Genomic DNA, 18,355 nt, shown 5'->3' with positions numbered 1-18,355 from the left:
CATGAATCCTTGAAAAGTATAGGTGATCCACTTTCGTTTAGGATCACTACCTTCGTCGGCCAAAGGTCTTGGTAAGAGAGCCTTTAGCCGAGGTACCGAGCATCTAGCGGACAGCCGGGCAGTCTCAGTCCTCGCCTGCCTGGGCCACGTGGATGGTCGATGGGAGTGCCGACGATGTCGGTTGCCGGGCAGGAATCCCACCAGGACGCGGACCGGGACGGCAGCGCCTTCGCGGATCCCGCGGCGAACCGACGGCCCATCGCCGTCGTCGGCATGGCCTGCCGGCTGCCCGGGGCGGGCGGACCGGACGACTTCTGGGACCTGCTGCGAGACGGCCGGGACGCCGTCGGCCCCGCCCCCGAAGGCCGCTGGCCCGAAGGATCGCTCACCCCCCAGGCACTCGTGGACGCCGGCCTGATCGGCACCGCACGCGCCGGATACCTGCCCCGCGTCGACGAGTTCGACCCCGCCTTCTTCGGTATCCCCCCGAAGGAAGCCGCCGCCGTCGACCCGCACCAGCGGCTCGTACTCGAACTCACCTGGGAAGCCCTCGAAGAGGCCGGTATCGTCCCCGCCACCCTCGACGGAGCCCCCGTCGGCGTCTTCGTCGGCGCCATGGAGGACGGCTACGCGGCCGTCACCCGCGAGCACGGCCCCGACGGCATCGGCAGGCACACCGCCACCGGCCTCAACCGCGGAGTCATCGCCAACCGCGTCTCCTACACCCTGGGACTGCGCGGCCCCAGCCTGACCGTCGACACCGCCCAGTCCTCCTCACTGGTCGCCGTCCACCTCGCCTGCGAGAGCCTGCTGCGCGGCGAATCCGACGTCGCCCTGGCCGGCGGCGTGAACCTCGCCCTGGCCGGCGAGGGCTTCCTCACCGCCGCCCGCTTCGGCGCCCTCTCGCCGACCGGCGCCTGCCGCACCTTCGACGCCGCGGCCGACGGCTACGTCAGGGGCGAGGGCGGCGTCGTCCTCGTACTCAAGCCGCTCGACCGCGCGCTCGCCGACGGCGACACCGTGCACTGCCTCATCAGCTCCAGCGCCATGAACAACGACGGCAGCACCCGGGCGCTCACCCAGCCCAGCCCCGACGCCCAGCAGCAGGTACTCGACGCCGCCTACCGGCGGGCGGGCCTCACGGCGGCGGACGTCCAGTACGTCGAACTGCACGGCACCGGAACCCGGCTCGGCGACCCCGTCGAGGCCGCGGCCCTCGGCGCCTTCGCCGGACCCCGGCGCGACTCCGGGGACCCGCTGCTCGTCGGCTCCGTCAAGACCAACGTCGGCCACCTCGAAGGCGCGGCCGGCATCACCGGCCTCCTCAAGACCATCCTCGCCGTACGTCACCGGCAACTCCCCGCCAGCCTCCACTTCACCGAGGCCAACCCGCGGATCCCCCTCGGCGAACTGCGCCTGGAGCTCGTACGGGAGACACGCCACTGGCCCCACCCGGACCGGCAACTGACCGCCGGTGTCAGCTCCTTCGGCATGGGCGGCACCAACTGCCACGTGGTGCTGCGCGAGTACGCCGCCGACACCACGGCCGCCGCCTCCGAGAACACCGCGCCGGACGCACGGACCCCCGCCCCCCTGCCCTACGTCCTGTCGGCCCGCAGCGAGCCCGCCCTGCGGGACCAGGCCACCCGACTGGCCGACTTCCTCACCGAACAGCCCTCGCACCGCCTCACCGACGTCGCGCACTCCCTCGCCGTACACCGCTCCGCCTTCGAACAGCGCGCCGTCCTCTTCGCCCCCGACCGCGCGACACTCATCACCCACCTCACCGAACTCGCCGGGGGAAACACCCCCGCCGGAGCCGCACGCGGCACCTCCCTCCGGGGCGGCACCGCCTTCCTCTTCGCCGGACAGGGCAGCCAGCGACCCGGCATGGGGCTCCAACTGGCCGACGCACACCCCGCGTTCCGCGCCGCCTTCGACTCCGTCTGCGATGAGTTCGACCAGCACCTCGAAGTCCCCCTGCGCCGCGTCATCGCCGCGCCCGAGGGCACCCCGGAAGCCGCGCTGCTCCACCGGACCGCCTACACCCAGCCGGCCCTCTTCGCCTACGAGACCGCCGCCTTCCGGCTCCTGGAGAGCTGGGGAGTACGGCCCGACTACCTCCTCGGCCACTCGATCGGTGAAATCGCCGCCGCCCACACCGCCGGTGTGCTGTCCCTCACCGACGCCTGCACGCTCGTCGCCGCCCGCGCACGGCTGATGCAGGAACTCCCCGCCGGCGGAGCCATGGTGGCGATCGAGGCCACCGAAGCGGAACTGGCCGCCGAACCCGAACTGGCCACCGGACCCGGACTGGCCGCCGGACCGGGACCGGAGGCCGCGGGGGAGACCGGTCGCGTCGGCATCGCGGCCGTCAACGGCCCCAGCGCCACCGTCATCGCCGGGGACGAGGAGCCCGTACTCGCCGTCGCGGCACGCTGGCACGCCAAGGGCCGCCGAACAAAACAGCTCCGGGTCAGCCACGCCTTCCACTCCGCCCGCATGGACGGCATGCTCGACGCGTTCCGCGAGGTCGCCGAAGCGCTCACCTACCACGCCCCGCGCATCCCCGTCGTCTCCAACCTCACCGGACAGCTCGCCGAGCCCGACGAACTCCGCAGCGCCGACTACTGGGTACGGCACGCGCGCCACGCGGTGCGCTTCGCCGACGGCGTCGAGCACCTGCGGGCGGCCGACGTCACCACCTTCGTCGAACTCGGCCCCGACAACACCCTCACCACGATGGCGCGTGGCTGTGTCGACGAACCGGAACTGGCCTTCGTCCCCCTGAGCCGCCGGGGCGGCGGTTCCGAGGCGGACGAGATACTGGCCGCCGTCGCCACGGCGTACACGCACGGCGTCCCGGTCGACTGGAGCGACGCGCTCCTGCCCACAGGAGCGGGCCGGGTGCCGCTGCCCACCTACCCCTTCCAGCGACGCAGTCACTGGCTGGCACCCCGGCCGTCCGCCGGCTCGGTCGTGCGGGAGCTCTCCGACATCCGTGAACCCGGCGACGCCCGGGAACTCACCGACCCGCGTGAACTCGGCGGCGGAGCAGCGGCGTTCACGGACGAGACCGGCGCGTCATCACCGGACGGCCCGGCCCGGCCCCTGGCGGAATCATGGCGGGACCGGCTCAGCGGCCGGGACGCCCACGACGGCCGGCGCCTCGTCCTCGACCTGATCCGCACCGAGGCCGCCGCGCTGCTGGGCCACGACTCCCCGGACGCCGTCGAGGAACGCCTGCCCTTCCGTGACCTCGGCTTCGACTCGCAGGGCTCCGTCGAACTGCGCCACCGGCTGACGCTGACCACCGGCCTCACCCTGCCCTCGTCCCTGTTGTTCGACCACCCCACCCCCCTACGCCTGGCCGCCGCCCTCCGCGACCAACTCGTCGGCGAAACAGCCCACTCGGCGCCGATCGCGTCGACCGGATCCACCGACGAACCGCTCGCGATCGTGGGCATGGCCTGCCGCTACCCGGGCGGCGGCGACTCACCGGAGGCGCTGTGGCGACTGGTGGCCGAGGGCCGCGACGTCATCGGCCCGTTCCCCGGCGACCGGGGCTGGGACCTCGACGCCCTCTACCAGCCCGACTCCGAGAGCGCGCGGAACGGCACGTCGTACGTCCGCGACGGAGGCTTCCTCCACGAGGCAGCCGAATTCGACGCCGCGCTCTTCGGTATCTCGCCGCGCGAGGCGCTGGCCATGGACCCCCAGCAGCGCCTGGTGCTGGAGACGGCGTGGGAAGCCTTCGAACGGGCCGGTGTCGACCCGCAGTCGCTGCGCGGCAGCACGACAGGTGTGTTCGTGGGAGGCACCTTCCAGGAGTACGGGCCACGGCTGAGCGAGCAGGGCGACGGGGTGGCGGGGCACCTGCTGACAGGCAGTGCCCCGAGTGTCGCTTCGGGTCGGGTGTCGTACGCGTTCGGGCTTGAGGGTCCTGCGGTGACGGTGGACACGGCGTGTTCGTCGTCGCTGGTGGCGCTGCATCTGGCGTGCCAGTCGCTGCGGAGCGGTGAGTCGTCGCTCGCGCTGGCCGGTGGTGTGACGGTGATGGCGAGTCCGAGCATGTTCGTGGAGTTCAGCCGGCAGCGTGGGCTGGCGCCGGACGGCCGGTGCAAGCCGTTCGCGGCGGGCGCGGACGGTACGGGCTGGTCGGAGGGTGTGGGGCTGCTGCTGGTGGAGCGGTTGTCGGATGCGGTACGCAACGGGCACGAGGTGCTCGCGGTGGTGCGGGGTTCGGCGGTCAATCAGGACGGTGCGTCGAACGGGCTCACGGCTCCGAACGGTCCGTCGCAGCAGCGGGTGATCCGCCAGGCGCTCGCCAACGCGGGGCTCTCGGCGGCGGACGTCCAGGCCGTGGAGGCGCACGGCACCGGCACCGCACTCGGCGACCCGATCGAAGCGCAGGCCATCCTCACTACTTACGGTCAGGGGCGGCCGGAGGGCGCTCCGTTGTGGTTGGGGTCGTTGAAGTCGAACCTTGGGCACACGCAGGCGGCTGCCGGTGTGGGTGGTGTGATCAAGATGGTGATGGCGATGCGGGCGGGTGTACTCCCGCGGAGCCTTCATGTGGATGAGCCGACGCCGCATGTGGACTGGTCGGCGGGAGCGGTTGAGCTTCTGACGGAGAACACTCCGTGGGTGGTCGGGGAGGACCGGCTGAGGCGGGCCGGTGTGTCCTCGTTCGGGATCAGTGGCACGAACGCGCATGTGGTGCTGGAGCAGGCCCCGGCCGTTGATCCGGTCGAGCCGGTCGAGTCTGCGGCAGGGTCGGAGGGGACTGCGGGTGTGGTGGTGTGGCCGGTGTCCGGTCATACGGCCGAGGCGTTGGCCGGGCAGGCTTCGCGGCTGCATTCCTGGCTGGAGGACCACCCCGACACCGACCTCCCCGCCGTCGCGAACGCCCTCACCGCCACCCGCGCGACGCTTGATCACCGGGCCGTCGTGTTCGGCACCCGGCGCGGGGAGCTGACCGACGCGCTGGCCGCCGTCGCGGCCGGGACCCCGACCGCGCAGGGTGTGACCGGCAGGTACCAGGCGGGCAAGCTCGCCGTCCTGTTCACCGGCCAAGGGTCCCAGTACCCGGGCATGGGACACGACCTCTACACCACCCACCCCGTCTTCCGCGACGCGCTCGACGAGGTCTGCGCAGCTCTGGACCCGCACCTTCCGGCACCACTCCAGACGGTGATGTTCGCCGAGCCGGGGTCGCCGGAAGCGGACCTCCTGCATGACACCACCTACACCCAACCGGCCCTGTTCGCGCTGGAGACGGCTCTCTACCGGCTGGTGGAGTCCTACGGGGTGCGGCCCGACGCGCTGGCGGGGCATTCGATCGGTGAACTCACCGCCGCCCACATCGCCGGCGTGTTCACCCTCACCGACGCCGCCACCCTCGTCACAACACGCGCCCGCCTCATGGGAGAACTCCCCCCCGGGCAGGGCACCATGCTCACCCTCCACACCACCCCCGACCAGATCACCCCCCTCCTCGAAGGCACCGGGCTGGAGATCGCCGCCCACAACTCACCCACCAACACCGTCATCTCCGGAACCGTGGCCGAGATCGAGGCACTCAACACCCGCGCCAGTGAAGCCGGAATCCGCACCCGCGCCCTGAACGTCAGCCACGCCTTCCACTCCGCCCACATGGACCCCGCCCTCGACACCTTCCACGCCACATTCACCACCCTCACCCCCCAGCCCCCGACCCTGCCGGTCATCTCCAACCGCACCGCACTCCCCCTCACCCCCGAACAAGCCACCTCACCCGACTACTGGACCGAACAACTCCGCCACGCCGTCAACTACCACGGCATCACCGAACACCTGCACGCCACCGGCACCACCACGTATCTCGAACTCGGCCCCGACACCACCCTCACCACCCTCACCACCCAGACCCTCCCCGACACCACCGCCATCGGGACCCTGCACCCCAAACACCCCCACCAGCACACCCTCCACACCGCCCTCGCCACACTCCACACCCACCACACCCCCCTCACCTGGCCCACCACCCCCACCACCTCCCGTCACCACCCCACCCTCCCCACCTACGCCTTCCAACACCACCACTACTGGCTCAACGCCCCCAAGAACAGCAGCGCTTCGGGGCAGGTCACTGACGCCGAGGAGGCGCAGTTCTGGCAGGCGATCGAGCAAGGTGATCTCGATGCCCTGGCCACCACACTCCGGCTCCCGGCCGCCACGGGCACCGACTCGGACTCGGACTCGGCAAAGGCGGCGCTGACGGCGCTCTCGCCCGTGCTCCCGATGCTGTCTTCGTGGCGCAAGCAGCACACGGAGCGTTCCGCGGTGAGCAACTCCCGCTACCAACTGGGCTGGACGCCGGTCAACACCCCGTCCTCCGCCGCGCTCTCCGGTCGATGGCTCGTCGTCTCCGCCGACGAGTCCGGGTCCGGAGAAGCCGGGAAGCACGGAGAACAGGGACCGTCCGCGGACTGGGTCGCCTGGTGCACCGCGGCCCTGCGCCGCGCCGGTGCGGAGGTCGTGGAGCTGAGGACGGACGGCCCCGCCACCGATCGCGCCGACTTCGTCAAGGCGCTCGGGAATCTGCCCGGCGACGACGAACACCCGCCGGCCGGTGTGCTGTCCCTGCTCGCACTCACCGACACGGACGGGACCGGATACGCGTCGTTGTCAGCCTCGACCGCGCTGATCCAGGCGCTCGGCGACGCGGGGTGGCAGGCACCGATGTGGAGTCTCACCAGCGGCGCCGTCTCCACCGGGCTCTCAGCACCCGTCACACACCCCGCCCAGGCCCATGTCTGGGGTCTGGGGAGGGTGGCCGCTGCCGAACACCCCGAGCGCTGGGGTGGGTTGGTGGATGTCGTCGGTGAGCTGGACGAGCGAAGTGGTGGGCTGCTGGCCGCCACGCTGGCCGGCAACGGCGGGGAGGACCAGGTCGCGATCCGGCCGGGCGGCGTCTTCGGGTGCCGGCTACGGCCCGCGTCGGGCGGCCGACCGCCGCGCCGTGACTGGCGCCCGGCCGGCACCGTACTGGTCACGGGCGGAACCGGTGCGCTGGGAGCCCATGTCGCCCGCTGGCTCGCCGACAAGGGAGCGGCGCATCTGCTCCTCACCAGCCGCCGGGGCGAGTCCGCACCCGGGGCCGCGCAACTGCGCGCGGAGCTGGCGGAGTTGGGCGCCACGGTCACCATGGCGCGCTGTGACGTGGCCGACCGGGACCAGCTGGCTGCCGTACTGGCGGCCGTGCCGGCGGAGCAGCCGCTGACCGCTGTCGTACACACGGCCGGGGTGCTGGACGACGGCGTGCTCGACGCGCTCACTCCGGAGAGGCTGGGTCGCGTACTGCGGCCCAAGACGGACGCCGTGCTGAATCTGCACGAACTGACCAAGGACCTCGACCTGTCCGCCTTCGTACTCTTCTCCTCGATCGCCGGGGTACTGGGCAGCATGGGGCAGGCCAACTACGCCGCCGCCAATGCCCACTTGGATGCGTTCAGCGAGTACCGACGCGCCGCCGGGCTGCCCACCACCTCGATCGCCTGGGGCCCTTGGAGCGGCGACGGCATGGCGGCCGACGAGGCGGTCGACCGCAACATACGCACCACCGGCGTACGGCCGCTGGCCCCGGATGTCGCGCTCGCGGCGTTGCAGGAGGCTCTCGACCGGGACGAGACGCGGCTGGTAGTCGCCGACATCGAATGGCAGCTCGTCGCGGCCTCCGCCGCCGACGCCGCCCGCCGGGACCAACTGCTCGGCGAGTTTCCGGAAGTACGAGCGGTGTGGCAGTCGGCCGATCAGGTCGCAGCCGACGGCCTGCTGGCCGCCACCGCTCTCCGGGAGAAGCTCCAGGGCGCGGGGTCGAAGGCCGAACGCGAGCAGGTGGTACTGGAGTTGGTGCAGACCCGGCTCGCGACGGTGCTCGGTCATGGCTCGGCCGATCTCGTCGAGGGCGACAAGGCGTTCCGCGAAGTGGGCCTCGACTCGCTGGGCAGCATCAAGCTCCGCAACGCCGTCAACGCGGCCACCGGGCTGAATGTGTCGGCCACCCTGCTCTACGACTACCCCACTCCTCTCGCTCTCTCGCAGTACCTCCTGACCGAGATCACCGAGGAGGACGCCGTCACCGAGGCGACGCTGCTGGCGGAGCTGGAGCGGCTCGACGGCGCCCTGCGGTCCCTCTCTCTGGCGGACAGCGGTCGGCGGAGGGTCGCCGGCCGGCTGCAAGTCCTGCTCTCCAAGTGGGGGGACGGCCCAGACCAGACCGATGAAGACAGTTCACACCAGGATCTCGACGCGGTGACCGCGGAAGAGCTCTTCGACCTGATCAGCGACGAGTTCGGGAAGTCGTGATGGCGACCAGAAGCGGACCGGACGCACGCATGACCTTCCCCGACGACTCAAGGAGCTTGCGCTAATGGAGAACGAGAAGAAGCTTCTCGACCACCTCAAGTGGGTCACCGCCGAGTTGCGGCAGGCCCGCCAGCGGGTGCGCCAGCTCGAAACGGACGGTGACGAACCCATCGCCATCGTGGGTATGTCATGCCGTCTCCCGGGTGATGTGTCGTCGCCGGAGGATCTGTGGGAGCTGGTCTCCAACGGGACCGACGCCATCTCGGAGTTCCCCACCGACCGCGGCTGGGACACCGACTCGCTCTACCACCCCGACCCCGACAATCCGGGTACCAGCTACTCGCGGCACGGCGGATTCCTGCACGACGCGGCCCAGTTCGACCCCGAGTTCTTCGGCATCTCGCCGCGCGAGGCGACGGCGATGGACCCGCAGCAGCGGTTGCTGCTGGAGACGTCCTGGGAGGCGTTCGAGCGGGCCGGTATCGATCCGACGGCGGAGCGCGGCCACCAGGTCGGGGTATTCGCAGGCGTCGAGGACCAGGACTACATCAGCCGTCTGCACTCCGTGCCGGAGGAGTACGAGGGGTACATCGGGACGGGCGCCTCGATGAGCGTCGCTTCCGGTCGTGTCTCCTACACCTTCGGATTCGAGGGTCCGGCGGTGACGGTGGACACGGCGTGTTCGTCGTCGCTGGTGGCGCTGCACCTGGCATGCGAGTCGCTGCGCAAGGGCGAGTCGTCGCTCGCCCTGGCCGGCGGTGTGACCGTGATGGCCACGCCTGCCTGTTTCGTGATCTTCAGCAGGCAGCGGGCCATGTCCGCGGACGGCCGGTGCAAGCCGTTCGCGGCCGGTGCGGACGGCACCGGCTGGAGCGAAGGCGCGAGCATGCTCCTCCTGGAGCGGCTGTCGGACGCCAAGCGCAACGGGCACCAGGTGCTCGCGGTGGTGCGGGGTTCGGCGGTCAACCAGGACGGTGCGTCGAACGGGCTCACGGCTCCGAACGGGCCCGCCCAGCGCAAGGCGATCGAGCAGGCCGTCGTCAACGCCCGCCTTTCGGTCTCGGACGTGGACGCGGTGGAGGCGCACGGGACGGGTACGACGCTCGGCGACCCGATCGAGGCGCAGGCGTTGCTGGACACCTACGGCAAGAACCGCACCGCCGAGCAGCCGTTGAGGCTCGGATCGCTGAAGTCCAACATCGGGCACACGCGCGCCGCGTCCGGGGTCGCAGGTGTGATCAAGATGGTCATGGCGATGCGGGAGGGCGTGCTTCCTCGCACCCTGCACGTGGATGAGCCGACACCGCATGTGGACTGGTCGGCGGGGGCCGTTGAGCTGCTCAGGGAGAACACTCCGTGGGCGGTGGGGGAGGACCGGCCGAGGCGGGCCGGTGTGTCCTCGTTCGGTATGAGCGGGACGAACGCGCACGTCATCCTGGAACAGGCGCCTGTTACCGAACCGGCCGAGACCGTGGTGACGGATGACCCGCCGGGTGTGGTGGTGTGGCCGGTCTCCGGTCACACCGCTGACGCGCTGGCCGCGCAGGCTTCCCGCTTGCACGCACACCTGACCGCGCATCCGGAGATCACGGCCGGGCAGGTGGCGCATGCACTGACCACAACCCGCGCGGCCCTCAGCCACCGGGGCGCGGTCGTCGCGACCGAGTACGCGGACCTGATGGAGGGCCTCGCCGCACTTGGTACGGACACCCCCAGCGCACATGTCGTCAGCGGGGTGACACGGCCGCAGGGCAAGACCGTGTTCGTCTTCCCCGGACAGGGCGCCCAATGGCCCCTCATGACCGCCGACCTCCTCTCGACGGAACCCGTCTACGCCCAGTCCATCGACGACTGCGCCCAGGCGCTCGCACCGCACATCGACTGGTCACTGCACGAAGTCCTGAACGACCCCACCGGTGAACTCCTGGAACGCGTGGACGTCGTCCAGCCCGCCCTCTTCGCCGTCATGGTGTCGCTGGCCCGGCTGTGGGAACACCACGGCACCCGTGCGGACGCGGTCATCGGTCACTCACAGGGCGAGATCGCCGCCGCGCACATCGCCGGCGCCCTGACCCTGGACGACGCCGCGAAGATCGTCGCCCTGCGGAGCAAAGCCCTCACCTCGCTCACCGGGCGGGGCACTATGGCCTCGGTCACCCTGCCCCACGAAGTCGTCGCCGAACAGATCGCCGGGTACGGGAGTCTGTCGGTCGCGGTCATCAACTCTCCGACGCACACGGTGATCTCGGGCACGACCGAGGACATCCACACCTACCTCGGCCACTGCCAGGAAAACGGCGTGCAGACCAGGCTGCTTCCGGTCGACTACGCCTCCCACAGCCCCCACGTCGAAGCACTCAAATCAGAACTGCTGACCGTCCTGGCGGACATCACCCCCCAGGCCGCGAGCGTCCCGTTCCACTCCACCACCCACCCCACCGACCAGCCCACCGACACCACCACCCTGACCCACACCTACTGGTACGACAACCTCCGCCAACCCGTCCACTTCCACACCACCCTCACCCACCTCAACAACACCGGCCACACCACCTACATCGAAACAAGCCCCCACCCCACCCTCACCACCCCCATCAATCAAACCAACGAAGACACCACCGACACCAACACCACCCCCCTCACCGTCACCGGAACCCTCCGACGCCACCAGCACGGACCCACCCAATTCCGCCTCGCCCAAGCCACCCTCCACACCCACAACACCCCCACCACCTGGCCCACCCCCACCACCCAACCCACCACCCTCCCCACCTACGCCTTCCAACACCACCACTACTGGCTCAACGACACACCCACTCAAGCAAACCTCACCACCGCCGGACTCACCCCCGCCAACCACCCACTCCTCGGCGCAGCGATACAACTCGCCGACAGCACCACCCACACGACTGTCTTCACCGGCACACTCAACCAGCACACCCACCCTTGGCTCAGCGATCACGCCGTCGCCGGCACCGTCCTCCTGCCCGGCACCGCCTACATCGACCTCGCACTCCACGCCGGACACCACACCAACCACCCCCACCTCACCGAACTCACCCTCCAAACCCCCCTCACCATCCCGGAGCAAGCGACCGTCCAACTCCAGGTGACGGTGGGGCCCATCGACGAGGGGGGCCTCCGTACGCTGTTCGTCCACTCGCGGCGTACCGACGACGAGCCCTGGACCACGCACGCCGAGGGGACGCTCTCGGCTCACTCGCCGGTGCCCTCGGCCGTCGATGCCCTCACCTCCTGGCCGCCCGCCAACACCACGGCGCTCAGTACCGACAGCCTCTACGACGACCTCGCCGCCCACGGCTACGGCTACGGCCCCGCCTTCCAAGGACTCACCGCCGCCTGGCGCGACGGCGACAACCTCTACGCCGAGATCGAACTCGACCCCGACACCGACGTCACCGGCTACGGCATCCACCCCGCACTCCTCGACGCCGCACTCCACACCCTCGCGCTGGAGGGCGCCGAGACCGGAGAGGTGCTGCTTCCCTTCTCCTGGACGTCCGTTGAGCTGCACGCCACCGGTGCGACAGCACTTCGGGTGCGAGTCGCCCGCAGTACTCCGTCGACGGTCGAGCTGACGCTCGCCGACCCCACCGGCGAGATCGTCGCCAGGGTCGGCGGACTCACGCTGCGGGCGATCGACCCGGCGCAGCTCAAGGCTTCCGGTACGGCGGCTCGCCCGCACGGTTCGCTGTTCTCGGTCGAGTGGACACCGGTCCCGGCCGTCGACGCCGCCGCGGCCCAGGATTCTGCCCGGGACTGGAGTGTCGTACCGGTCGGGGTCCCCCTGGAGTCGCTTGGCGACCTGCCCGTCCATGCGGCTCTCGATCCGGTGGACCGTGAGCTGTCGCTTCCCGAGCAGGTCCAGGCCGCGGGTGAACAGGCCCTCGACCTTCTTCAGCGCTGGCTCGCCGACCCCGCCAATGCCCGTCGCCATCTGGTCGTCCTCACCCACGGCGCCGTCACGGCCCAACCCGGCGAACGTCTGACCGACCTCGTTCACGCGCCGGTCTGGGGCCTGGTCCGCAGCGCCCAGAGCGAGAACCCCGACCGCATCACCCTCATCGACACCGACAACTACCCCGACAGCACCCGGCAGCTCGTCGCGGCCGTCCACACCGCCACCACCACCGACGAACCCCAACTCGCCCTCCGCAACGGCAACATCCTCACTCCCCGCCTCTCCCCCTTCCCCACGGCGGAACGGTTCCCGGAACCGCACGACGGTCTGCGCAGGCGGCTCGGCGTGACGGGGAAGGGGACGCTGGACGACCTGGGACTGGTCGAGTTCCCGGCGGCGGACGCGCCGCTCGGCTCGGGGCAGATCCGTATACGGCTGCACGCGGCCGGGCTCAACTTCCGGGACGTGGCGGTCGCGCTGGGCGTCGTGGACGACGCACGCGCGCTCGGTGGTGAGGGTGCGGGCGTGGTCCTCGAAGTGGGGCCGGACGTCAGCCACCTCGCGGTGGGCGACCGGGTGGTGGGTCTGATCGACGGTACGGGGCCCGTCACCGTGGCCGACGCACGGATGGTCACGACCGTACCGAGCGGTTGGAGCTTCGCCGAGGCGGCGACTCTGCCGATCGTCTTCCTCACCGCGTATCTGGGGCTCGTCGATCTGGCAAAGATCCGGCCCGGGGAGAAGCTGCTGGTGCACGCGGGTGCGGGCGGCGTCGGCATGGCCACGCTCCAGCTCGCCCGCCACTGGGGTGTCGAGGTGTTCGCCACGGCCGGCCCCGGCAAGCAGCACGTGCTGCGCGCCCATGGTCTGGACGACGCCCACATCGCCTCGTCGCGCACGCTGGACTTCGAGGAGCACTTCCGCACGGCGCTCGGTGATGCCGGAGCGGATGTCGTCCTGAACTCGCTCGCCGGGGACTTCGTGGACGCGTCTCTGCGGCTGCTCGGGGACGGCGGCCGTTTCATGGAGATGGGGAAGACCGACATCCGCGACGCGGCGTCGGTCCGCGGGGACCATCCGGACGTCGCGTACCGTGCCTTCGACCTCGGTGAGGCGACGCCCGAGCGCGTGCGGGAGATTCTCGCCGAGCTGCGCGAGCTGTGTGAAGCGGGGACTCTGCGACCGCTCCCGGTGACGGCGTGGGACTTCCACGACGCGCGGACGGCGATGAGGTACTTCAGCCAGGCCCGGCACATCGGCAAGGTGGTTCTCACCCTGCCGACCGGGTTCTCCCCGGACGGCACGGTGCTGATCACCGGCGGCACCGGCGTACTCGGCGGACATGTCGCCAGGCATCTGGTCACGGACCACGGAGTGCGCGACCTGCTGCTCATCAGCCGGTCGGGGCCGGATGCGCCCGGAGCGGCGGAGCTTCACGAGGAACTGGCCGGGCTCGGAGCACGGGTACGTATCGCCGCGTGCGACGCGGCCGACCGCCAGCAGCTCGCCGAACTGCTGGAGACCGTGCCCGCCGAGCACCCGCTCAGCGCCGTCATCCACGCGGCCGGCGCACTGGACGACACCACGGTCACGAACCTCACCCCCGAGCGACTGCGGAGCGTACTGCGTCCGAAGGTGGACGCGGCCTGGAACCTGCACGAGCTGACGGCGGGTTCCGACCTGGACGCCTTCGTCCTCTTCTCGTCGGCCGCCGGCGTACTCGGCGCGCCAGGACAGGCCAACTACGCGTCCGCCAACGCCTTCCTCGACGCGCTCGCCGCCCACCGGCGGCACCAGGGTCTGCCCACCGTCTCCCTCGCCTGGGGCTTCTGGGCCGAGGCCACCGGTCTGACCCAGCACATCGACGCCGACGGACTCGCCCGCATGGAACGCGGCGGAGTGATCCCGCTCAGCACGGAACTCGGCATACGGCTGTTCGACGAAGGTCTGCTCAGCGGTCAGCCGATGCTGGTCTCCGCCGCCGTGCAGACGGCCAGGCTCACCGAGCCCGTGCCCGCGCTGCTCCGCGGTCTGATACGTGCCGGCACACGGCGCGCCGCCGCGAGCGGCAGCGCGGACAGCGGCTCCGGACTGGCGGGACAGCTGGCACGTCTCGGCGGAAGTGACCGCCGTCAACGGCTGCTGGACGTGGTGACCGCTCACGCGGCAGCCGTACTGGGACACAACAGCGGTACGGCGGTCGATGCCGCGCGCCCCTTCAAGGAGCTGGGTTTCGACTCGCTGACCGCCGTCGAACTGCGCAACCGCGTCGGCGGGGCGACAGGTCTGGCTCTCCCGGCCACCCTGATCTTCGACTATCCGACGCCCGGGCTGCTGGCGGATTTCCTGCTCACCCAGCTCATGGGTACCGAGTCGGCGGACGCGGCACGTCCCGTGTCGCCGAGCGGCACCGTGGTGGAGGACGAGCCGATCGCGATCGTCGGCATGGCGTGCCGCTTCCCGGGCGGGGTGACCTCGCCGGAGGACCTCTGGCGTCTGCTCGAAGAGGGGCGCGACGGGATCGGCGAGTTCCCGACCGACCGCGGCTGGGACACCGAGGGGCTTTACGACCCGGACCCGACCCGTCCCGGAACCTCGTACGTACGGCAGGGCGGATTCCTCTACGACGCCGCCGAGTTCGACCATGACTTCTTCCGGATCAGTCCGCGTGAGGCGACGGCGACGGATCCGCAGCAGCGGCTGCTGCTGGAGACGGCGTGGGAGACCTTCGAGGGCGCCGGCATCGATCCGACGACGCTCCACGGAAGCGCGACCGGTGTCTTCACCGGGCTGGTCAACCAGGACTATCTGACCCGTCTCTCCTCCGTGCCCGAGGAGTACGAGGGCTTCATGGGTACGGGCACGCTCGGCAGCATCGCGTCGGGGCGCATCGCCTACACGCTGGGCCTGGAGGGTCCGGCGGTGACCGTGGACACGGCGTGTTCGTCGTCGCTGGTGGCGCTGCACATGGCGGCCCAGTCGCTGCGGAACGGCGAGTGCGACCTCGCGCTGGCCGGCGGCGTGACCGTGATGCCGACACCGCACGCGTTCGTCGTCTTCAGCCGGCAGCGTGGACTGGCGCCGGACGGCCGGTGCAAGCCGTTCGCGGCCGGTGCGGACGGTACGGGCTGGTCCGAGGGTGTCGGGCTGGTGTTGGTGGAGCGGTTGTCGGACGCCAAGCGCAACGGGCACCAGGTGCTCGCGGTGGTCAAGGGTTCGGCGATCAACCAGGACGGTGCGTCCAACGGGCTCACGGCACCGAACGGGCCGTCGCAGCAGCGGGTGATCCGCCAGGCGCTCGCGAACGCGGGTCTGTCGGCGGCGGACGTCCAGGCCGTGGAGGCACATGGCACGGGTACGACGCTGGGTGACCCGATCGAGGCACAGGCTCTGCTCGCGACGTACGGTCAGGACCGGCCGGAGGGCGCCCCGCTGTGGCTGGGATCGCTGAAGTCGAACCTTGGACACACGCAGGCGGCTGCCGGTGTGGGCGGTGTGATCAAGATGGTGTTGGCGATGCGGGAAGGGGTACTTCCTCGCACCCTGCACGTGGACGAGCCGTCATCACACATCGACTGGTCGGCGGGGGCAGTTGAGCTTCTGACGGAGAACACTCCGTGGGCGGTCGGGGAGGATCGGCCGAGGCGGGCCGGTGTGTCCTCGTTCGGCATGAGCGGGACGAACGCGCACGTCATCCTGGAACAGGCGCCTGTTGCCGAACCGGCCGAGACCGTGGTGACGGATGACCCGCCGGGTGTGGTGGTGTGGCCGGTCTCCGGTCACACCGCTGACGCGCTGGCCGCGCAGGCTTCCCGCTTGCACGCACACCTGACCGCGCATCCGGAGATCACGGCCGGGCAGGTGGCGCATGCACTGACCACAACCCGCGCGGCCCTCAGTCACCGGGGCGCGGTCGTCGCGACCGAGTACGCGGACCTGATGGAGGGCCTCGCCGCACTTGGCACCGACACCCCCAGTGCGCATGTCGTCAGCGGGGTGACACGGCCGCAGGGCAAGACGGTGTTCGTCTTCCCCGGACAGGGCGCCCAATGGCCCCTCATGACCGCCGACCTCCTCTCGACGGAACCCGTCTACGCCCAGTCCATCGACGACTGTGCGAGGGCCCTGGACCCGTATGTGGACTGGTCCTTGCGCGAGGTCCTGAACGACCCGACCGGTGAACTCCTGGAACGCGTGGACGTCGTCCAGCCCGCCCTCTTCGCCGTCATGGTCTCCCTCGCACGCCTCTGGGAACACCACGGCACCCGACCCGACGCGGTCATCGGTCACTCACAGGGCGAGATCGCCGCCGCCCACATCGCCGGCGCCCTGACCCTGGACGACGCCGCGAAGATCGTCGCCCTGCGCAGCAAGGCCCTCACCTCGCTCACCGGGCGGGGCACCATGGCCTCGGTCACCCTGCCCCACGAACAAGTCGCCGAACAGATCGCCGGATACGGCAGCCTGTCCGTCGCGGTCATCAACTCCCCTACCCACACGGTGATCTCCGGCACCACCGAGGACATCCACACCTACCTCGACCACTGCACCGCCGCCGACGTCCAGACCCGGCTGCTGCCCGTCGACTACGCCTCCCACAGCCCCCACGTCGAAGCACTCAAAGAACAACTCCTGACCGTCCTCGCGGACATCACCCCCCAGACCGCCCAGATCCCGTTCCACTCCACCACCCACCCCACCCACGAGCCCACCGACACCACCACCCTGACCAGCACCTACTGGTACGACAACCTCCGCCAACCCGTCCACTTCCACACCACCCTCACCCACCTCAACAACACCGGCCACACCACCTACATCGAAACAAGCCCCCACCCCACCCTCACCACCCCCATCAACCAAACCAACGAAAACACCACCGACACCAACACCACCCCCCTCACCGTCACCGGAACCCTCCGACGCCACCAACACGGACCCACCCAATTCCGCCTCGCCCAAGCCACCCTCCACACCCACAACACCCCCACCACCTGGCCCACCCCCACCACCCAACCCACCACCCTCCCCACCTACGCCTTCCAACACCACCACTACTGGCTCAACGACACACCCACAGGCACCAGTGGAGACCCCGCAACCCTCGGACTCCAGCACACCGACCACCCTCTGCTACCCGCCACCATCGAACACCCCGACAGCCACACCACCACCTTCACCGGCACACTCTCACTCCGCACCCACCCCTGGCTCACCGACCACGCCGTCACCGGCACCGTCCTCCTCCCCGGCACCGCCTACATCGACCTCGCACTCCACGCCGGACACCACACCAACCACCCCCACCTCACCGAACTCACCCTCCAAACCCCCCTCACCATCCCCGAACACGAAACCGTCCAACTCCACATCTCCACCGGCCCCCAAGACCCGGACCCCGACACCACCCAGCACCACATCCCCCTCACCATCCACTCCCGCCAAGCCGACGACGAACCCTGGACCCTCCACGCCACAGGGCAGTTGGGCATGGCCGTCACCGAGCAGACCAGCTCGGCCGATCTCACCGTGTGGCCTCCCCGGGGCGCCGTGGAGATGAAGGTCGACGCGCTGTACGAGGCGTTCGCCACGCGCGGCAACGAGTACGGTCCGACCTTCCAGGGGCTCACGGCCGCCTGGCGCGACGGCGACAACCTCTACGCCGAGATCGAACTCGCCCCCGACACCGACGTCACCGGCTACGGCATCCACCCCGCACTCCTCGACGCCGCACTCCACACCCTCGGCATCACCGAGGACATTGACGGCGCCGTTCATCTTCCCTTCGCCTGGACTGACGTAGCTCTTTATGCAACGGGGGCCTCAGCGGCCCGCGTTCAGGTCACTCGTGTGAACGACACGACGGTCAACGTCGCGCTGGCCGACCTCACAGGACGGCCGATCGCCGACGTCGGCGGACTCGTCCTCCGTCCTGTGGATTCGGCGGAGTTGGCTGCGGCCGGTACCAGCACACACAACCGGCTGTTCACGGTCGAGTGGACACCCCTGACCAGTGGTTCCGTCGCCACCGATGCCGGCGACCACCAGACATGGACGATCCTCACCGCCGGAGCACCCACCACC

The 18,355-nt window shown here is 70.3% G+C and carries 2 protein-coding genes; both read left to right on the top strand.

Translation table 11 applies throughout. From position 1 onward, the window contains the following. Positions 1-174: 174 nt before the first annotated feature. Entirely contained in the window at positions 175-8,349 is an 8,175-nt protein-coding gene (locus ACZ61E_RS11750) for a type I polyketide synthase (RefSeq protein WP_469699418.1), read from the top strand. Between the two features lie 64 nt (positions 8,350-8,413). Further along, the coding region (locus ACZ61E_RS11745; RefSeq protein WP_469699417.1) for an SDR family NAD(P)-dependent oxidoreductase at positions 8,414-18,355 on the top strand (9,942 nt) is incomplete at its 3' end.

The organism is Streptomyces sp. NPDC104581 (genome assembly GCF_055583685.1).
The sequence above is the reverse complement of the archived record's forward strand: the minus strand, read 5'-3'. Positions and strand labels throughout refer to the sequence as shown.